Source organism: Primorskyibacter flagellatus (genome assembly GCF_014638275.1).
In the GTDB taxonomy this organism is placed as follows: Bacteria; Pseudomonadota; Alphaproteobacteria; order Rhodobacterales; family Rhodobacteraceae; genus Pseudooceanicola; species Pseudooceanicola flagellatus_A.
This window is the reverse complement of sequence record NZ_BMFJ01000001.1, coordinates 1,141,240-1,158,430: the sequence shown is the minus strand read 5'-3', so window position 1 is coordinate 1,158,430 and position 17,191 is coordinate 1,141,240. Positions and strand designations below refer to the sequence as shown.

Annotated in this window: 16 protein-coding genes and 2 tRNA genes; 9 read left to right on the top strand and 9 right to left on the bottom strand. The window is 66.2% G+C overall.

Annotated elements, in window-relative coordinates:
* The 3 genes from IEV87_RS05710 to IEV87_RS05700 all read right to left on the bottom strand — a co-directional run bounded on the left by IEV87_RS05710 (position 1) and on the right by IEV87_RS05700 (position 3,639).
* Positions 1 to 978, bottom strand: coding sequence for an ABC transporter permease (locus IEV87_RS05710; RefSeq protein WP_188476691.1), 978 nt, complete (start codon positions 976 to 978; stop codon positions 1 to 3).
* A 235-nt stretch (positions 979 to 1,213) separates the two neighbouring features.
* Positions 1,214 to 2,770 carry an ABC transporter substrate-binding protein gene (locus IEV87_RS05705; protein WP_188476690.1) on the bottom strand — a complete coding sequence of 519 codons (1,557 nt, stop codon included), beginning with the start codon at positions 2,768 to 2,770 and terminating at the stop codon, positions 1,214 to 1,216.
* Between the two features lie 80 nt (positions 2,771 to 2,850).
* Positions 2,851 to 3,639, bottom strand: a complete 789-nt coding sequence (locus tag IEV87_RS05700; RefSeq protein WP_373284048.1) for a class II aldolase/adducin family protein — start codon at positions 3,637 to 3,639, stop codon at positions 2,851 to 2,853.
* Between the two features lie 201 nt (positions 3,640 to 3,840).
* Between IEV87_RS05700 and IEV87_RS05695 the strand changes: the two genes are divergently transcribed.
* The 3 genes from IEV87_RS05695 to IEV87_RS05685 are packed head-to-tail and all read left to right on the top strand — an operon-like array spanning position 3,841 to position 6,983.
* Positions 3,841 to 4,527 (top strand): GntR family transcriptional regulator, encoded by a 687-nt coding sequence (locus IEV87_RS05695; protein WP_188476688.1) that lies wholly within the window; start codon positions 3,841 to 3,843, stop codon positions 4,525 to 4,527.
* Complete coding sequence (locus IEV87_RS05690; RefSeq protein WP_188476687.1) at positions 4,527 to 5,561, top strand: histone deacetylase family protein; 1,035 nt, start codon at positions 4,527 to 4,529, stop codon at positions 5,559 to 5,561. The genes IEV87_RS05695 and IEV87_RS05690 overlap by 1 nt, the downstream gene beginning before the upstream one ends.
* Positions 5,562 to 5,600: 39 nt before the next feature.
* Positions 5,601 to 6,983: an aspartate aminotransferase family protein gene (locus IEV87_RS05685; protein WP_188476686.1), complete on the top strand. Its 1,383-nt coding sequence runs from the start codon at positions 5,601 to 5,603 to the stop codon at positions 6,981 to 6,983.
* 115 nt (positions 6,984 to 7,098) lie between these two features.
* Here IEV87_RS05685 and IEV87_RS05680 read toward each other — a convergent pair.
* Both IEV87_RS05680 and IEV87_RS05675 read right to left on the bottom strand, forming a co-directional pair.
* Positions 7,099 to 7,173: transfer RNA gene (locus tag IEV87_RS05680), tRNA-Asn, on the bottom strand.
* Between the two features lie 82 nt (positions 7,174 to 7,255).
* On the bottom strand, positions 7,256 to 8,185 hold the full coding sequence (locus tag IEV87_RS05675) for an MBL fold metallo-hydrolase (RefSeq protein ID WP_188476685.1): 930 nt from the start codon (positions 8,183 to 8,185) through the stop codon (positions 7,256 to 7,258).
* Between the two features lie 53 nt (positions 8,186 to 8,238).
* Here IEV87_RS05675 and IEV87_RS05670 point away from each other — a divergent pair, with 53 nt between their 5' ends.
* The gene (locus IEV87_RS05670) at positions 8,239 to 9,531 is read left to right on the top strand and encodes an ATP-binding protein (protein WP_188476684.1); all 1,293 of its coding nucleotides are present in this window, start codon (positions 8,239 to 8,241) and stop codon (positions 9,529 to 9,531) included.
* Here IEV87_RS05670 and IEV87_RS05665 read toward each other — a convergent pair.
* From IEV87_RS05665 to IEV87_RS05655, 3 genes are all read right to left on the bottom strand, one after another.
* Positions 9,528 to 11,099, bottom strand: coding sequence for a cisplatin damage response ATP-dependent DNA ligase (locus IEV87_RS05665; protein WP_188476683.1), 1,572 nt, complete (start codon positions 11,097 to 11,099; stop codon positions 9,528 to 9,530). The two genes, IEV87_RS05670 and IEV87_RS05665, sit on opposite strands and share 4 nt — an antisense overlap.
* Entirely contained in the window at positions 11,096 to 12,103 is a 1,008-nt protein-coding gene (locus tag IEV87_RS05660) for a ligase-associated DNA damage response exonuclease (protein WP_188476682.1), read from the bottom strand. The genes IEV87_RS05665 and IEV87_RS05660 overlap by 4 nt, the downstream gene beginning before the upstream one ends.
* A gap of 29 nt (positions 12,104 to 12,132) precedes the next feature.
* Positions 12,133 to 12,208 (bottom strand) — tRNA-Ile (locus IEV87_RS05655).
* A gap of 128 nt (positions 12,209 to 12,336) precedes the next feature.
* Between IEV87_RS05655 and IEV87_RS05650 the strand changes: the two genes are divergently transcribed.
* From IEV87_RS05650 to rnd, 5 genes are all read left to right on the top strand, one after another.
* Positions 12,337 to 13,188 (top strand): MBL fold metallo-hydrolase, encoded by an 852-nt coding sequence (locus tag IEV87_RS05650; protein ID WP_188476681.1) that lies wholly within the window; start codon positions 12,337 to 12,339, stop codon positions 13,186 to 13,188.
* Positions 13,189 to 13,360: 172 nt separating this feature from the next.
* Positions 13,361 to 13,600, top strand: a complete 240-nt coding sequence (locus IEV87_RS05645; protein ID WP_188476680.1) for a hypothetical protein — start codon at positions 13,361 to 13,363, stop codon at positions 13,598 to 13,600.
* A gap of 86 nt (positions 13,601 to 13,686) precedes the next feature.
* On the top strand, positions 13,687 to 14,733 hold the full coding sequence (gene purM / locus IEV87_RS05640) for a phosphoribosylformylglycinamidine cyclo-ligase (protein ID WP_188476679.1): 1,047 nt from the start codon (positions 13,687 to 13,689) through the stop codon (positions 14,731 to 14,733).
* Complete coding sequence (gene purN, locus IEV87_RS05635; RefSeq protein ID WP_269902639.1) at positions 14,730 to 15,329, top strand: phosphoribosylglycinamide formyltransferase; 600 nt, start codon at positions 14,730 to 14,732, stop codon at positions 15,327 to 15,329. Before purM ends, purN begins: the two co-directional genes overlap by 4 nt.
* Positions 15,330 to 15,417: 88 nt before the next feature.
* Positions 15,418 to 16,575 carry a ribonuclease D gene (gene rnd, locus IEV87_RS05630; protein ID WP_188476677.1) on the top strand — a complete coding sequence of 386 codons (1,158 nt, stop codon included), beginning with the start codon at positions 15,418 to 15,420 and terminating at the stop codon, positions 16,573 to 16,575.
* A 3-nt stretch (positions 16,576 to 16,578) separates the two neighbouring features.
* On the opposite strand, the gene IEV87_RS05625 is transcribed toward rnd, so the two are convergent.
* Positions 16,579 to 17,073, bottom strand: a complete 495-nt coding sequence (locus tag IEV87_RS05625; RefSeq protein WP_188476676.1) for a hypothetical protein — start codon at positions 17,071 to 17,073, stop codon at positions 16,579 to 16,581.
* Positions 17,074 to 17,191 lie beyond the last annotated feature (118 nt).

Sequence of the window (17,191 nt, the reverse complement as noted above, 5' to 3'; positions counted from 1 at the left end):
TCAGGCCTTGTGTCCGATACGCGGGTCGATCAGCCGGTAGACGATGTCGGTCAGGATGTTGAACACGATCACCATGGCGGCGGAGACGAGGAAGACCCCGAGGATTGTGTTGTAGTCCCGCGCGGCGAGGCTCTCGAACATCAGCCGCCCGATGCCGGGCCAGGCGAAGACGGTTTCCGTCAGCACCGCGCCGCCGACCAGTTGTCCCGCCTGCAGACCCGCCAGCGTGACGACGGGCAGCAGCGCGTTCCGCAGGATATGCCGTCTCCGGATCGTGGCCGGGGCCAGCCCCTTGGCCCGCGCGGTCTTCACGAAGTCCTGCTGAGCCACCTCCAGCATGGAGGCCCGCGTCATCCGCATGTAGACCGCCATGAAGAACAGCCCGAGCGTCAGCGCCGGCAGGATCAGGTGTTTCAGGATGTCCCAGGCCCGCGCCAGCCCGGAGAACCCGCTGCCCACGGTCTCATACCCGAAACCCGGCAGCCAGCCGAGCTGCACTGAGAACACGAGCACGGCCATCAGCGCCGCCCAGTAAAGCGGGGTGGCGTAAAACAGCAGCGCAACGGAGGTGATAAGCGTATCGGTGAACTTCCCGACCCGCGCCGATGCCGCGACGCCAAGCGCCACCCCGGCGAGCAGGGAGATCCAGAAGGCGGTCAGCGTCAGGATCAGTGTCGCGGGAAGCCGGTCGAGGATCAGGTCCAGCACCGGCTGCCCCTGCCGAAAGGAATAGCCGAGGTCCAGCGTCACGATATTCCCGACGTAACGGGCCAGCTGGATGTGAAAGGGCTGGTCCAGCCCGAAGCGTGCCTTGAGGTCGGCGATCATCTGCTCGTCCGCCGCCCCCGCTTCGCCCGCCAGCACCGTCGCCGGGTCACCCGGTGCGGCATGCACCAGGAAGAAGTTCAGGATCGCGATGGCGAGCAGTGTGATCGCCGCCTTGAAGAGGCGCGACAGGATCGTTCCGGCTATTTGCATGGGTGTGTCTTCAAGCCTGTTGAGGTGCGACGTCGATCAGATGACCCGCCCGGCGTTTAAGCCGGGCAGCGGCCGACCCGCCCCGTCGCACCAGTGGTGCGCCAGAACGGTCTGGCACGCCTTCGGCGCGACGGGCGGCCGCTTTGCAGCCACCCCGCGGGACGGCCGCTGCCCTGTTCCAAGACCGGTGACCCGGCCGGTGTGGTGGGGCAGCCAAAGGCCGCCCCCGAACCGATCACTCCTCGATCCACGCATCCCGCAGCCCGTCGTTCAGTCCGATCCCGGTCGTGATCAAGTTCTTGACGTTGCAGCGGTAGATGGTCGGGAACTCGATCTCCAGCAGCCATGCGACGGGAACGTCCTCCACGATCTGCTTCTGGATCGTGGTGTACATTTCCTGCCGCTTGGCATTGTCGGGCTCCAAGGCAGCGGCTTCCCACATCTTGTCCATCTCGGGGTTCACATACCCTTCGACGTTGTTCCAGGGGCTGCCCTTCTTGATCTGGCTTTCCACGTAGTTCCGCGCCACGCCAAGGGCCGGGTCGCCGTACTGGTAGAGATAGGTGAAGGCCATGTCATAGTCCCAGTTGGCCGTCTTCTCGTTCCACCCGGCCACGTCGGCAGAGTCGATGTCGACCTTGATCCCGACTTCTTCGAGGTTCTGCTTCACCGCCTCGGCCCATCTCTGCCAGGTCTCGCCATAGGGCAGGGGGAGGAGACGAACCGGGGTGCCGTCATAGCCCATCTCGGCCAGCAGTTCCTTGGCCTTCTCCGGGTCATGCGGGTACTGCGGCACGTCGTCGGAATAGAAGTTGGTCTTGGACGACACCGGGCCGGTCGGAACCGTGCCATAGCCGTTCCACACCACGTCTTTCACGAATTCGCGGTCCATCGCGTACATGACTGCCTGCCGGAACAGCTTGTTGGAGGTCGGCCCTTCGCGGTTGTTCAGCCACATCCACGCGTGGGGCGCGAAGAATTCCCAGCCATCGGAGGTAGAGCAGACACCCTCCATCTCCGTCAGCCGCTTGACGTCCCAGTTTTCCACCGCGCCACCGGGCAGGACCTGCACCTCACCGGTTTCGAAGGCTACGGCGCGGGAGGCCGCGTCCGGAACCACCCGGTAGTAAAGATCGTCGATATGCGGCAGGCCGTCGATGTAGTAGTCCTCGTTCTTCGTGAGGTGGATGAAGCTGCCCTTCTCCCATTCCACGAACTTGTAGGGGCCGGTGCCGATCGGCGTGTTGTTCATCTCGTTTGTGGCATAGTCCGTACCTTCATAGATGTGCTTGGGCACGATCGGCATGGAGCCCGCCTCGAAGGCGTTGATGAACGGACCATAGGGCTCTTTCATCTTGATGACGATGGTCAGGTCGTCGGGCGCCTCCACGCTTTCGACGTGAGAGAACGCGCCGCGGAAACGGGCGTGGTTGTCCTGCAGGAACACGGTAGAGAAGACCACGTCGGCCGAGGTGAAAGGTTCACCGTCATGCCAGGTGACGCCTTCCTGCAGCTTGAAGGTGTAGGTCATGCCATCCTCGGCGATTTCCCACTCCTTCGCGAGGGACGGCTGCGGCTCAAGGTCCTTGTTGTAGCGCAGCAGGCTTTCATAGATCTGGCCCGCGACCATCTGGGTCGGACCGTTCTGCACGAGGCCCAGCATCAGCCCCGGCGGTTCCGGCTGCACGATCAGGTCAAGCCGCCCGCCGTCCTGCTGCGCCATGGCCCCGGTTGTGGCTCCGGTGGCCATCGCCGCGGCGACGAGGAAAGTCGTGAGTCTGAGATGTTTCATCTTTGGTTCCCTGTTGGTTGTGCCAAATCTCTGGCGGTATGCCCGGTTCGCCGGGTCTGTTGATCGGATCTGTCGAAAGCTCAGGCGTCGTATCCCGGCGCCTCCCGCGAAAGCAGGCGCAGGAAGGCATCCCATTCCGGGTCGTGCCCCGTGGATTCGGTGCGGTCGTAGGCGCGGGCGTATTGCGCGGCGGTATGCGCCGCCACGTCGTCGGGCAGCGGGTCCGGCGTCAGCCCCATGGACAGCGCCGCCACCTGCGCCTTGCAGGAGCGTTCGAGGTTCAGTGCCAGCTTCACCGCCTCCGCCACCGACCGCCCGCAGACCAGCGTGCCATGGTTGCGCAGCAGCATGACGTTGCGCGTGCCGAGGTCGTCGACCAGCCGCACCCGTTCCTCGAGGTTCAGGGCGATGCCTTCGTAGTCGTGATAGGCCAGCGCCCCGTGAAACTGGGCCGACCATTGGTTAAGCGAGAGCAGACCTTCCTTAACCGAACTCACCGCGACCCCGGCGACGGTGTGGGTGTGCAGCACGCAGACAGCGTCATGGCGCGCCATGTGAACGGCCGAATGGATCGTGAAACCGGCGGCATTCACGCCCAGCCCCTCCGGATCGTCGAGAATTGCGCCATCCGCATCCACGGTGACGAGGTTTCCCGCCGTCACCTCGGAAAACATCAGGCCGTACGGGTTCAGCAGGAACCGCTTCTGGCCATCCGCACCATCGGGCAGACGGGCCGAGATATGGGTGTAAATCCCGTCGTCCATCCCCCTAAGCGCGATGATCCGGTAGGCGGCGGCAAGGTCGCGGCGGATCGCGCCTTCGCCGGTGTCACGGCGCGCGCCGGGCGTCTTTGTCCCGCCAAGGGACATTTCTTCATCCGGGACGGTCTGCGACTGGGAGGTCATGTTCGGGTCGGCCTTTCGGGTCTTCTCGGGGTCGGCTCTCGCCCTGAAACAGAAAACCTCAGGCCGCCCGAGTCAAGAAGATTGTCGACAACCGACAAAACTACAGATAATCAGAACCGGAGATGACCGAGATCTGCACACAGTCCGAACCCGGAGAATCCTGCCTTGTCTGAGGGGTATCCCTTCCTGCCTCTCAATCGCGACGGTCTGGTCGACCGGGTCGCCAATTCGCTGGTCGGCGCGATTCTTTCGGGCGCGATGCGGCCCGGCGACCGGCTGGCCGAATCTCACATCGCCCGCCAGATGGACCTGTCCCGCGCTCCGGTGCGCGAGGCGCTGCGCCTGCTCGAAAGCTCCGGTCTGGTCGAATACCGCACCAACCGGGGATTCTTTGTCCGGGCGATTTCCGCCACCTCCGTCTCGGACCTCTACGACCTGCGGATCCTGATCGAAACGGCGGCAATCCGGCGCCTGACCGACACCAACCCTGACGCGCTGCCCGTGCTGCGCGCGCAGGTGGCGGAACTCCACCGGCTTGCCGGGACAGGTGCGGACATGATGGCCCACGTGGACGCGGACATGGCCTTTCACCGGCTGATCTGCGAGGGGTCGGGCAACCAGCGTTTCCTGCAGGTCTTCGACCAGATCGCCAACGAAACCAAGCTCGGGCTGATGCTGATCGGCCGTCTTTACGACGACCCGCACAGGATGGCCGAGACCCATGAACCGATCGTGGAAGCGATTGCCGCGGGGGACGCAGATGCCGCCGCCGCCGCGATCGACTACCACATCCGGGTCGCCAAGGACATGGTGACCGACCACATCTTGAACCAGCAGGAGGCGGCGGAGTGATGAAATGCTTCTACGCAAAAGTGACCGAGGCGCATGATCCGCAGTTCCGGCTATACCTCGGCACCATGGCGCGCAACGCCGAACAGGCCGAACGCGCGCGCCTGCTACTGGCGGGCCTCGATCGGCTCGACCTGCCGGTGACGGAGCCGGGGCCGGTTCCGCGCGACATCCTCGAAAGGGTGCACACGAAAGAATTGCTGTCCTTCCTCGAAACCGGATGGTCCGAATGGAAGAAACTGGACAGGTCGGGGCCGGAGGTCGTGCCGAACGTGCACGCCCTGAACAAGGAACGGACCTACCCGAAGCACATCGTCGGCAAGGCGGGCTGGCACATGGGCGATACCTCGGCCCCGCTGGCCGAACACAGCTGGCAGGCCACGCTTGGCGCCGCCGCGGCCGCCCATGACGCCGCAAAGGCCGTGGCGGCGGGGGACAGCTCCGCCTATGCGCTGTGCCGTCCGCCGGGGCACCATTCCTCGGCCGACGTGGTGGCCGGGCACTGCATGATCAACTGCGCCGCCGTCGCGGTCGAAACGCTCAAGCCGACGCATCCCCGCATCGCCGTGCTCGACATCGACGTGCACCACGGCAACGGCACGCAGGACATCTTCTACGACCGCGAGGACGTGCTCTTCGTCTCCGTCCATGCCACGCCCGAGACCTACTACCCCTTCTTCGTCGGCTATGCCCATGAAACGGGCAGGGGCGCCGGAGAGGGCTACAACCTGAATATCCCGCTCGCCCAGAGCACCGGGGACGACGGCTGGTGCAATGCCATCGCTTCCGCCCTTGACCGCGTCGCCGAGTTCAAGCCTGATGCGCTTGTCGTCAGCCTCGGGCTCGACGCGCATGAAAACGACCCCCTCAAGGGGCTCAAGGTCACCTTCGACGGTTTCAGACAGGCAGGCGGCATGATCGCCGCCGCAGGTCTGCCGACCGTTCTGGTCCAGGAGGGCGGGTATCTCTCGCCCGACCTCACGACCTCTCTGGTGGCCTACCTTGCCGGACATACCGGACGGGACATCGACCTTTGACACCGGCGCGCCGCGCCGCCTGACCGTTTGGAGACAAAGATGAACACGCGTTCCAACTCGCTGCACGAGACCGACATCGCCTATCAGGTGCATCCCTACACGAATGCCCGCGTGCACGAACAGCAGGGTCCGATGATCATCACCAAGGGTGACGGCTGCTACGTCTACGACAGCGAGGGCAAGAAGTACCTCGAAGGTCTCGCCGGGCTCTGGTCCGTCGCCGTCGGTTTCTCCCAGCCCCGCCTGGTGGAGGCGGCGGCCAAGCAGATGGCCGAACTGCCCTACATCCAGAACTTCGCCCACAAGGCCCACGCCCCCGGCATCCTGCTGGCGGAAAAGCTGGTGGAGATGGCGCCGGATCACCTGACCAAGGTCTTCTACACCAACTCCGGCTCCGAGGCGAACGACACGGTCGTGAAATTCGTCTGGTTCATGAACAACATGCTCGGCCGCCCCGAGAAAAAGAAATTCCTCTCGCGCAACAAGGCCTACCACGGCATCACCGTCGCGTCCGGTTCGCTCACCGGTCTGCCGGGCAACCAGAAGGGCTTCGATCTGCCCGCGATCCCGGTCGTGCACCTGACCTGCCCGCACTTCTACCGTTGGTCCAACGAGGGCGAGACAGAGGCCGACTTCACCGCCCGCCTGCTGAAGGAGGCCGAGGACACGATCCTGAAGGAAGGCCCGGAGACCATCGCCGCCTTCATCGGCGAACCCGTCATGGGCGCCGGCGGCGTGATGACCCCGCCCGAAGGCTACTGGCCGGGGATGGAGGCGCTTTGCCGAAAGTATGACATCCTCATGGTCTCGGACGAGGTCATCAACGGCTTCGGCCGCACCGGCCAGCCCTTCGGCTGCCAGACCTACGGCTTCAAGCCCGACATCATGGTGACGTCCAAGCAACTGACGTCCTCCTACATGCCCCTCGCCGCCATCCTGATGAGCGACGCGGTCTATCAGGTCATCGCCGACTACACCGAACAGCTTGGCACGCTTGGCCACGGCTTCACCGCCGGCGGCCACCCCGTCGCCTGTGCCGTCGGTCTCGAAAACCTCGCGATCATCGAGGAAGAGGACCTCATGGGCAACGCCGCGCGCCTCGCGGACAAGTTCCAGAGCGGCCTGCGCAAGTTCTCCGACCACCCTCTGGTCGGCGAGGTCCGCGGTGTCGGCCTTCTCGCCGGAGTGGAACTGGTCGCGGACAAGGCCACCAAGAAGAGCTTTGAGCCCGGCGGCAAGATCACCGCCGTCGCCGCCAAAATGGCCGCCGAAGAGGGCCTTATCATCCGCAACATCTACGAAACCATCGGCATCTGCCCGCCCCTGATCATCACGGAGGCGCAGGTCGACGAACTGCTCGAAAAGCTCGGCCGCGCCCTGGACCGCACGCTGGACTGGGCGAAGGCCGAAGGGCTGAAGTAACCGGACAGGGGCCGCCCGCGAAGGCGCGGCCCCTCATGACGCCCGACCCTACGCACCGGAAAAGCGAAAAGGCACGCCACGGCGTGCCTTTTTCGTTTGCCCTTTCAGGGGATTTTGGCTCCGGCGGTAGGGATCGAACCTACGACCAATTGATTAACAGTCAACTGCTCTACCGCTGAGCTACGCCGGACCATGACGGCGCATATAACAACACCGATTCCGCGCGTCCAGAGGGTTTTCGGCAAAAATTCCCCGAAAACGGCAGGGTCTCCTCAGGTCAGGCGGAAAACCGAGTCCGCGGTCAGGCGGCCATCTTGCGTGACGCGGGTTTTCCCTGCGAGGTCAATCAGATGCGCCAGTACGTTCCGGGTCGCGGCGGGCAGGAGGTGCTGTGGCGTGTCGGTGTAGACGCGCCGGGCCAGCGTCGTAGCGTCAGCCGGGCCGGAGGAGAGTGCGGCGAGGATGGAGGCCTCGCGCGCGAGCCGGTGGTCCACCAGCCAGCGCAGGCGGTCGTGCGGGGCGGTCAGTTCGGGCCCGTGGCCGGGCAGGTAGAGCCGGGCGGGGCGGGAGAGCAGGCGGTCGCAGCTCTCCATGAATTGCGTGAGGTCTCCGTCCGGGGGGGAGACGATAGAGGTCGACCAGCCCATCACGTGATCGCCGCACAGGACGGTGCCGTAGCCGTCGCCGGTGTCCACGTCGAAAGCGAGGTGCGTGTTGTGATGGCCCGGCGTCCAGATCGCCTGCGTCCGCCATCCGTCGCCCGTGATGACCTCTCCGTCCGCGATTGTGACGTCCGGGACAAACCCTGCGTCGGTGCCTTCGCCACCGCCGAGACCACCCTGAGCCGCCAGCGCCTGCATGACCGGCGATTGTCCGGCCGTCGGACCGCCGTAGGCCAGCACCGGCGCGCCGGTCGCCTCGGCCAGCGGGCGGGCAAGGGGCGAGTGATCGGAATGCAGATGCGTGATCAGGATGTGGCTGACATGTTCCCCCGGCGCCAGCGCGCCGAGCAGCGCCTGCAGATGCGCGTCGTTCACCGGCCCCGGATCCACCACCGCCACGCCGCCGCCCGAGCCGAGGATATAGCTGTTCGTCCCGAGATAGGTGAAGGGCGAGGGATTGTCGCAGAGGATCCGGCGGATCCCCGGCGCGACCTGCTCGGCCCGTCCGGGGACGGGGGTGGCATCGGCGGGCTGGTGCATGGGGGGCTCCTGTGGTTGTGTCGGACCGAACCGCAACGGAGACAGCTTAGACGATGACCTTCGACTGGCTCAAACGATATGTGCCGCGGGGGATCTACGGGCGGGCCGCGCTGATCCTCGTCCTGCCGGTCGTGGTGGTGCAGCTGGTTGTGTCCGTCGTCTTCATCCAGCGGCATTTCGAGGGCGTGACGCGGCAGATGACGGGTACCCTGTCGGACGAACTCTCCCTTGTTGCCAATGCCGCAGACGACGATCGCGAACGTCTGGCGGAGGCGCTGAGCTTTTCCGTCACCGAACTCCCCGAGGACGCTGCCTTTCCCCCCGACAGCCGTCGCTGGTACGACCTGTCGGGGCTGACCGTGATCCACACGCTGCGCGCCCGCGTACCGGAAACCCGCGCGGTCCGGCTGCCCGACGACTATGTGGTGCATGTGTTTCTGGAAACCGACGGCGCCCCGCTGGAGCTGACCTTCGCGCGGGTGCGTGTCTCGGCCTCCAACCCGCACCAGCTGTTCGTGAACATGGTGTTCTTCGGCGCGCTCATGACCCTCGTGTCGTTCATCTACCTGCGCAACCAGCTGCGCCCGATCACCCGGCTCGCCGCCGCCGCCGAAGCTTTCGGCAAGGGACAGACCGTGCCCTACCGCGCCGCCGGGGCAACGGAGGTGCGCGCGGCGGGCCAGGCCTTCCTTGCCATGCGCAACCGGATCGAGCGGCAGATCGAACAGCGCACGCTCATGTTGTCCGGGGTCAGCCATGACCTGCGCACGCCGCTGACCCGGCTCAAGCTGGGGCTGTCCCTGATCGATGACGCCGACCGCGAACCGATGGAGCGGGACGTGGAAGAGATGCAGCGCATGATCGATGAATTTCTCGCCTTCGCGCGCGGCGCCTCGGCGGAGAAGGTGGAGGAGGTCGATGCGATTGCCTTTGTCACCGACATTGTCGCGGATGCGGCGCGGGGCGGGTCGAAGGTCGCGCTTGTTTCCGCGGTCGGGGCAGGGCGGGTCCATCTGCGTCCGATTGCCATGCGCCGGGCGGTCGGCAACCTGATCGCCAACGCCGTGCGCTACGGGTCGATGGCCGAAGTGTCGGTGCAATTGTCTGAAAAATCCCTGCGTATCCGGGTGGAGGACAACGGCCCCGGCATTCCCGCCGACCGTCGGGACGAGGCGACGCGGCCCTTTGCCCGGCTGGAAGCGGCGCGCAACCAGAACCGGGGCTCCGGCGTCGGGCTGGGGCTGGCAATCGCGACGGACATCGCGCGCACCCACGGGGGGGTGCTGCGGCTTGGCACCTCGGACCGGCTTGGCGGGCTGATGGCGGATATCGTGATCGCGCGCTAGCGGGCTTCGGACGGAAGCAGGGCGCGCAGGGACTCGATCCTGTCGGCTTCCTCCGCCGGTTTGTCGCGCCGGATACGGGAGATCCGGGGGAACCGCATCGCCACGCCGGATTTGTGCCGGGCCGAACGGTTCAGCCCCTCAAAGGCGATTTCCAGCACCAGCCCCGGCGCGACGGCGCGCACCGGCCCGAACCGGTCGGTGGTGTTCTGGCGGACATAGCGGTCCAATTCGACCAGTTCCTCGTCCGTGAATCCGAAATAGGCCTTGCCGACTGGGACCAACCGGTCACCGTCCCAGACCCCGAAGCCGTAGTCCGAATAATACCCCGACCGTTTTCCGTGGCCGCGTTGCGCGGTCATCAACACCGCGTCGATCACCATGGGATCGCGTTTCCACTTGAACCAGTGCCCGCGGATCCGTCCGGCGAGGTAGGGGCTGTCGCGGCGTTTGATCATCACACCTTCGATCACCGGATCGGGCGGTTCGGCGCGCAGCCGGGCCAGGTCTTCCCATGTCCCGACGTGCAGAAGAGGGGAGAGATCGAACCGATCCCGATCGAGACTGGCGGCGAAATCCTCCAATCGTTTGCGCCGCTCTGTGTAGGCCAAACTCCGCAAATCCTGCCCCGATGCGACCAGAATGTCGTAAATCCGCAATCCGGCGGGATGCGATGAGAGCAGCGATTTCGGCGCCGTCTTCCGGTTCAGCCGCTTCTGCAGATCACCGAAGGGCGCGACCTCCGGTCCGCGTCGCACCAGCAGTTCCCCGTCCAGCGCGCCCTCGAACGCCATCGTGTCGATCAGATCGGGAAAGGCGGCGGATATGTCCTCTCCTGTCCGCGAATACAGCCGCCGCACGCCCCCGTCCGACACCGCCTGCACCCGGATCCCGTCCCATTTCCATTCGCAAACGAAATCCGCCGGGTCCAGGGACGCCAGCCCCTCTGCATCCGTTGCCGTGGACAGCATCACAGGCCGGAACGGGGCGAGCGCTGCGCTTTCCGGCTTTGCACCCCCCTGCGCCCAGGCAAAGAGGTCGCGGTAGGGCGGGGTCAGCCCGTGCCAGACCTCCTCTACCGCCGCAACATCGAGCCCGCCGAACTCCGCCACCGCAACCCGCGCCAGCCGTGCCGACACGCCGACCCTAAGCGCCCCGGTCGCCAGCTTGAGATAGGCGTAGCGTTCGCTCTGCCCCAACTCGTCCAGCCGCGACGTGATGATCCCCGGCAGCCGCGCCTTTCCCGCACCGGCAAGCTCCTCTACCAAGTCCGTCAGACCGGGGTCGGAGGGCGCGTCCGGCTCCGGCCAGATCAGCGCCATTGTCTCTGCAAGATCGCCGACAAAATCGTAGGAGAGGGCGAACAACTCCGCATCCACCCGCTCCACCGCCAGGGCGCGAAGAAGGGACGGCGTGACCGTCCGCAGCCCGAGGTCCCCGGTCAGCGCCGCCAGCGCATAGCCCCGCTCCGGATCCGGGCGTGCCGCGAAATAATCCCGCAGCAACCGCAGCTTGCCGTTCCGGGCCGGGGTGAAGGCCAGGCGCTCCAGCAGGTCGGCAAAGGCCTTCATTCCGGCACCTCGTCCTCGTAGCCGACCAGCCGCAGCGGCCGCCCGACCCGCTGCGTCATCTCGCACCAGCGCAGCAACGCATCTTCCCGTCCGTGGGTGATCCAGACTTCCTCCGGCGCGAGTTCTTCCACCGTGCGGGTCAGGTCCGGCCAGTCGACGTGGTCCGAGATCACCAGCGGCAGTTCCACCCCCCGCGCCTTGGCCCGGTTGCGGATCTGCATCCAGCCCGAGGCGAACCCGATCAGCGGATCCGCGAACCGCCGCACCCAGGGGGAGTTGAAGGCCGAAGGCGGTGCAATCACGATCTGCCCGGCGTAATCCGCGCGGGTCAGGTCCTTGCCGGTCGCGGGGCGCAGGTCGCCCAGGTCCACGCCCTGCTCGACGTGATACCGGCACAGCGCCTCAAGCGCGCCGTGGATGTAGATCGGCCTGTCCCAGCCCGCCGCCCGGATCAGTGCGATCACCCGCTGCGCCTTGCCAAGCGCATAGGCGCCGATCATGTGCGTGCGGTCCGGAAAGGCGGCGAGGGAGGTCAACAGCCGGTCCACCTCTCCCTCCGGCGCGGGATGGCGGAAGACGGGAAGCGCGAAGGTGGCCTCCGTCACGAAGACATCGCAGGGCAGGGGCTCCCACGGCGCACAGGCGGGATTGGGGTGGCGGCAGTAATCGCCCGAGACGGTGATCCGCATTCCCCGATGCTCCAGCCCGATCTGTGCCGACCCCAACACGTGCCCGGCGGGGCCGAAGGTGACACGCACGCCGTTCACCTCGACCGGCCCCTCGGCCAGCTGACGCGTGCCGGTGAAGTCCTTACCGTAGCGGATCGCCATGATGTCCAGCGTCTGCGCCGTCGCCATGACCGCCCCGTGACCCGCGCGCGCGTGATCCGCATGGCCATGCGTCACCAGCGCCCGTGGCACCGGCGCCACGGGGTCGATGAAGAAATCGCCCGGCGGACAGTAAAGCCCCTGCGGCGTGGGATGCAGCAAGTCGTCGAAACGCATGCCACAGAAGCTAGCGGAGGCGGGGGAATTGGTAGGCCCGGCAGGATTTGAACCCGCAACCAAAGCGTTATGAGCGCTCTGCTCTAACCGTTGAGCTACAGGCCCGCCTGACTGTCGTGATTAGGCAAGCGGACGGGGCGGGTCAAGCATTCGCGGCCGCCGGTACGCACCGCTTCGGGCGCTGTTGCACGCAGGCTCCGCCCGCGCCTATGCTCCGGCAGCAGGAGGACCCCATGACCAGCCCGATCGTCCATCGCCTTGGCGAGACCGAGATCATCACCCTGATCGACGGCCATGGCCGCGCCCCGAACGGGCTGTTTCCCGCATTCGATCCCGCGCGGGCAGAGGCTGCCGCCGCCCAGTCCGGCGAAGCCTACGACGGCAGAACGGTAAATGTCCCGATCCAGGGCTTTGCGATCCGGCGCGGAGCCGACGTCACCATCGTCGACGCCGGCGCCCCGGATGGCTATTCCGACACGACCGGGGCCTACCTCGACAGCCTCGCTGCCGCGGGGATCGCGCCCGGGGACGTGACGCGGCTCGCCATGACCCATCTCCACGTCGATCATGTCGGCCAGTTGGCGCGCCCCGACGGCAGCGCGACCTTCCCCAATGCGGAGCTGATCCATGGCGCCGCAGACTGGGATCACTTCACCTCGGACGCCGTCTATGCGCGAACGAAGGAAGGCGGTCGGGAGCGTGCCTCTCTCGACAGTTCGCGCCGTGCCATCCGTCCTTATGCGCACCAGCGCCGTGGCGTGACCGGCGAAACGGAAATCGCGCCCGGCCTGACCATGGTGCCGCTGCCCGGACACACGCCGGGGCATTGCGGCATCCGGGTCAGCGACGGCACGGAGACCCTGCTGATCTGGGGCGACACCATCCACGCCAACGCCTTCCAGCTGGCACTGCCGGAATGGGGCGTGCTGTTCGATGTGGATGGAGAGGCGGCCATCGCGACCCGCAAAAGGCTGTTCGACGAACTCGCCACGGACCACACGCCGGTTCTTGGCCCCCATGTGCCGACCCCCGGACCATGGCATGTTGAACGTGCCCCGCTTGGCTTCCGGCTGGTCCCCGCCTGACCGCCCACGATCCGATCACGGCTGTGTGACCCTACGGCAACCATCGGCGACTTTATCCCCGGCTGGCCGGATTTCGGCCTTTGGTAATACCAGTATACATTTCTACCCTGTTGTCGCCGGAATTTCTGACCGGCCAAGAAACCGACAAACACATGACACCTAGGGGAATATTATGAAGAAGTATACAACTCTGCTCTGTGCAATCGGCCTTGCCGCCACCTTTGCCATCAAGCCGGCGCCTGCCAACGCGTGCATCACCAACTGCACCTCCTCGGCTCCGGGCCTCATGTTCGTGTCGCTGCTGCTGATCGCGGTCATGGTCGCCACCGGGGACGATGACGGCGCCACAACGTCCTCCAGCGGCGATGCGGAGCCGGAGACCGGCCTGACGCCCTCCTACGAGGGTCGCTGACCCGTCAGACGGGTCACCGCGCCGCCTGACCCGTGGACAGTTCCGCCACTCTGGTCTATCGGAGGCCAACGCCACCGGAGGGCCAGATGAGCGATACGTCAAACGGGATCACCTATGCCGACGCCGGCGTCGATATCGACGCGGGCAACGACCTGGTGGAGCGGATCAAGCCCGCGGCCAAACGCACCTCGCGACCGGGTACCATGTCGGGGCTCGGCGGGTTCGGTGCGCTTTTCGACCTGAAGGGTGCGGGTTACAGCGACCCGATCCTCGTGGCGGCGACCGACGGCGTGGGGACCAAGCTGCGCATCGCTATCGACACCGGCAACGTCGATACCATCGGCATCGACCTTGTCGCCATGTGCGTGAACGACCTTGTCTGCCAGGGGGCTGAACCCTTGTTCTTCCTCGACTATTTTGCCACCGGAAAGCTGGAGGTCGACCAGGCCGCGCGCATCATCGAAGGCATCGCCCTTGGTTGCGAACGCTCCGGTTGCGCCCTGATCGGCGGTGAAACGGCGGAGATGCCGGGCATGTATCACGCCGGGGACTTCGACCTCGCCGGGTTCGCCGTCGGCGCGATGGAACGCGGCAGCGACCTGCCCGCCGGAGTGGCCGGGGGCGACGTGCTGCTTGGCCTCGCCTCGGACGGGGTGCATTCGAACGGTTATTCGCTGGTGCGCCGCCTCGTCGCGGCCTCCGGTCTTGGCTGGGACGACGCCTGCCCCTGGGCCGACGGCAGCATCGGAGAGGTCCTGCTCGCCCCGACGCGGCTCTACGTGAAGCCCGCGCTTGACGCAGTGCGCGCGGGCGGTGTGCATGCGCTGGCCCATATCACCGGCGGCGGCCTGACCGAAAACCTGCCGCGCGTCCTGCCCGAGGGCCTGGGCGCCCAGATCGACCTGACCGCCTGGACCCTGCCGCCGGTCTTCGACTGGCTGGCGAAACAGGGCGGCATGGCCGAATCCGAACTGCTCAAGACCTTCAACTCCGGCATCGGCATGATCCTCGTCGTCGCCCCCGACCGGGCGGAGGCGATCGGCGCGGCGCTGGTCGACGCGGGTGAAACCGTCTTCACCCTCGGCACGGTTGTCGAATGGCAGGGGGTCGCCTACCGGGGCAGCCTTCTTTGACCAGACGGGTTGCTATCCTGATCTCGGGCGGCGGATCGAACATGGTCCGCCTTGTCGAAAGCATGACCGGCGATCACCCTGCGCGTCCCGTTCTGGTCCTGTCCAATGACGCGACGGCCGGGGGTCTGGCCAGGGCCGCCGACCTTGGCGTGCCGACCGCCGTTGTTGACCACCGCCCCCACAAGGGCGACCGCGCGGCGTTCGAGGCTGAGCTGACCCGAACCATCGATGCCGCGGAACCGGATATCCTCTGCCTCGCCGGGTTCATGCGCATCCTGACCGAAGGCTTCACCGGCCACTACGCCGGGCGGATGCTGAACATCCACCCCTCGCTCCTGCCGAAATACCGCGGCCTGCACACCCATGCCCGCGCGATCGAGGCCGGGGACACAGAGGCCGGGTGCACCGTGCACGAAGTTACCGCAGAGCTGGACGGCGGCCCCATCCTCGGCCAGGCCCGTGTGCCCGTGCGCCCCGACGACACGCCGGAAACACTGGCCGCGCGGGTGCTGACGCAGGAACACCGGCTCTACCCCGAGGCGCTGCGCCGGTTTGCCCTTGGCGACCGCACCCGGTTCGACCTGACGACAGGCTGAGCGCCGCCTTCCATCCCGTCCGGGAATGCCCTATACCTCGCGGACGCCGGGCCACTCCGGCTCGGGTAGCAGCAGACCAAAGGGTCACATGAGAACCATTACAACGACCGAGGATCTCGCCACATTCTGCGCAGAGGCCGCGGCCCATGACTATGTGACGGTCGACACTGAATTCCTGAGGGAACGGACCTATTACTCCCAGCTCTGCCTGATCCAGCTCGCCATGCCGGGGGAGGGCGACGACACCGCCGTTCTGGTCGATCCGCTCGCCGGGGGGCTGGACCTCGCGCCGCTCTACGACCTGTTCCGCGACACGTCTGTCGTGAAGGTGTTCCACGCCGCGCGTCAGGACCTCGAGATCTTCTATGTCGATGCCGGGGTGATCCCGGACCCGCTGTTCGACACGCAGGTCGCCGCAATGGTCTGCGGATTCGGTGAACAGGTCGGCTACGAAACGCTGGTGAAGCGCATCGCGAAAGAGCAGATCGACAAGTCCTCCCGCTTCACCGACTGGTCGCACCGCCCGCTGAGCGACGCGCAGAAGAAATACGCGCTGGCCGACGTGACGCACCTGCGCAAGATCTACGAATTTCTCGCCGGGAAGCTGAAGAAGCAGAAACGCGAGGGCTGGGTCGAGGAGGAGATGAAGATCCTCACCTCCCCCGAAACCTACGTGGTCAAACCCGAAGAGGCCTGGCAGCGCATCCGGACCCGCACCAACACGCCCCGGTTCCTCGGGCTGGTGAAGGAACTGGCGCAGTTCCGCGAGGCCTATGCCCAGAAGAACAACGTGCCCCGGTCGCGCGTCTACAAGGACGATGCGCTGGTGGAACTCGCCTCCACCAAGCCGAAGGACCACAAGGATCTCTCCCGCTCCCGCCTGCTGCTGCGCGAGGCCCGGAAGGGCGAGATCGCGGATGGCATCATCGCCGCCGTGGCCGCGGGCCTTGCCATGGCACAGGAAGATTTGCCGCGCCCCGACCTGTCGAACGAAAAGCTTCAGGTGGATCCGGCGCTGGCCGATCTGCTGCGGGTGCTGCTTAAGGCCAAGGCCGACAAGGCCGACGTCGCGCCGCGCCTGATCGCCGCCACGTCGGAACTGGACCAGATGGCGGCCGGCAAGCGCGATCTGCCCGCACTGGCGGGCTGGCGGCTGGACGTCTTCGGAAACGACGCGCTCAGGCTCTGTCAGGGTGAGGTCGGGCTGGCCGCAAGGAACGGCCGCGTCGACATCTTCGAACTCTAGGGCTTAGCGGCGCACCGACATCACGTTGGTCCCGCCCTGCACCTCGATCTGCCGGATTCCGGCAAGGTCCTGTTCCGACACATAGGCCCCGACCGTGACCTGCCGCGACGGCACGGTGCCCTGCGGCAGCAGCGGCTGCGTGGCAAGCATGGTATAGCGCAGTACGCCCTCGGGCACCGATCCGTCCTCGACCGGGCGCAACAAGACCTGGTAGGCCCCCTGGCGCAGCGGCACGCCGGTGGCGCGCACGATCGCCCCGCCCGGCACCCGTTCCACCACCAGTTCCGTCACCTGGCTGACCGGAGTGCGGTTGTCCGGCTCTTCGGGGCGTCCGAACATCGGGGTGGAGGTCCGTTCCGGAATCAGCGGGTTCACCCCGTCTTCGGCCACGGCCCGCGACCGCGCCTTGCCGAACCAGTTGAACGGGTTCAGTCGGCTGTTCCCGCAGCTGGACAGCACCAGGGCGGCAATCAGCAGAAGGGGGATCGACTTGCGCATGAACGAACCTTTCGTGACTTGCGATTGGGTAACGCATTGGGGCCGGGTTGAAAAGCCGTTCCGGGTGCTGGACATGCGCCCCTGTGGCGCTTAGGTCCCGTCAGGAAGGGAGACCGTG

What these genes read in the sequence shown, in the direction of transcription:
- IEV87_RS05650 (WP_188476681.1), top strand. Translation starts at nt 12,337, where the DNA reads ATGACCAGCCCGATCGTCCATCGCCTTGGCGAGACCGAGATCATCACC.
- IEV87_RS05705 (WP_188476690.1), bottom strand. Translation starts at nt 2,770, where the DNA reads ATGAAACATCTCAGACTCACGACTTTCCTCGTCGCCGCGGCGATGGCC.
- purM (WP_188476679.1), top strand. Translation starts at nt 13,687, where the DNA reads ATGAGCGATACGTCAAACGGGATCACCTATGCCGACGCCGGCGTCGAT.
- IEV87_RS05700 (WP_373284048.1), bottom strand. Translation starts at nt 3,639, where the DNA reads ATGTCCCTTGGCGGGACAAAGACGCCCGGCGCGCGCCGTGACACCGGC.
- IEV87_RS05670 (WP_188476684.1), top strand. Translation starts at nt 8,239, where the DNA reads ATGACCTTCGACTGGCTCAAACGATATGTGCCGCGGGGGATCTACGGG.
- IEV87_RS05710 (WP_188476691.1), bottom strand. Translation starts at nt 978, where the DNA reads ATGCAAATAGCCGGAACGATCCTGTCGCGCCTCTTCAAGGCGGCGATC.
- IEV87_RS05645 (WP_188476680.1), top strand. Translation starts at nt 13,361, where the DNA reads ATGAAGAAGTATACAACTCTGCTCTGTGCAATCGGCCTTGCCGCCACC.
- IEV87_RS05665 (WP_188476683.1), bottom strand. Translation starts at nt 11,099, where the DNA reads ATGAAGGCCTTTGCCGACCTGCTGGAGCGCCTGGCCTTCACCCCGGCC.
- IEV87_RS05685 (WP_188476686.1), top strand. Translation starts at nt 5,601, where the DNA reads ATGAACACGCGTTCCAACTCGCTGCACGAGACCGACATCGCCTATCAG.
- IEV87_RS05625 (WP_188476676.1), bottom strand. Translation starts at nt 17,073, where the DNA reads ATGCGCAAGTCGATCCCCCTTCTGCTGATTGCCGCCCTGGTGCTGTCC.
- rnd (WP_188476677.1), top strand. Translation starts at nt 15,418, where the DNA reads ATGAGAACCATTACAACGACCGAGGATCTCGCCACATTCTGCGCAGAG.
- IEV87_RS05675 (WP_188476685.1), bottom strand. Translation starts at nt 8,185, where the DNA reads ATGCACCAGCCCGCCGATGCCACCCCCGTCCCCGGACGGGCCGAGCAG.
- IEV87_RS05660 (WP_188476682.1), bottom strand. Translation starts at nt 12,103, where the DNA reads ATGCGTTTCGACGACTTGCTGCATCCCACGCCGCAGGGGCTTTACTGT.
- IEV87_RS05690 (WP_188476687.1), top strand. Translation starts at nt 4,527, where the DNA reads ATGAAATGCTTCTACGCAAAAGTGACCGAGGCGCATGATCCGCAGTTC.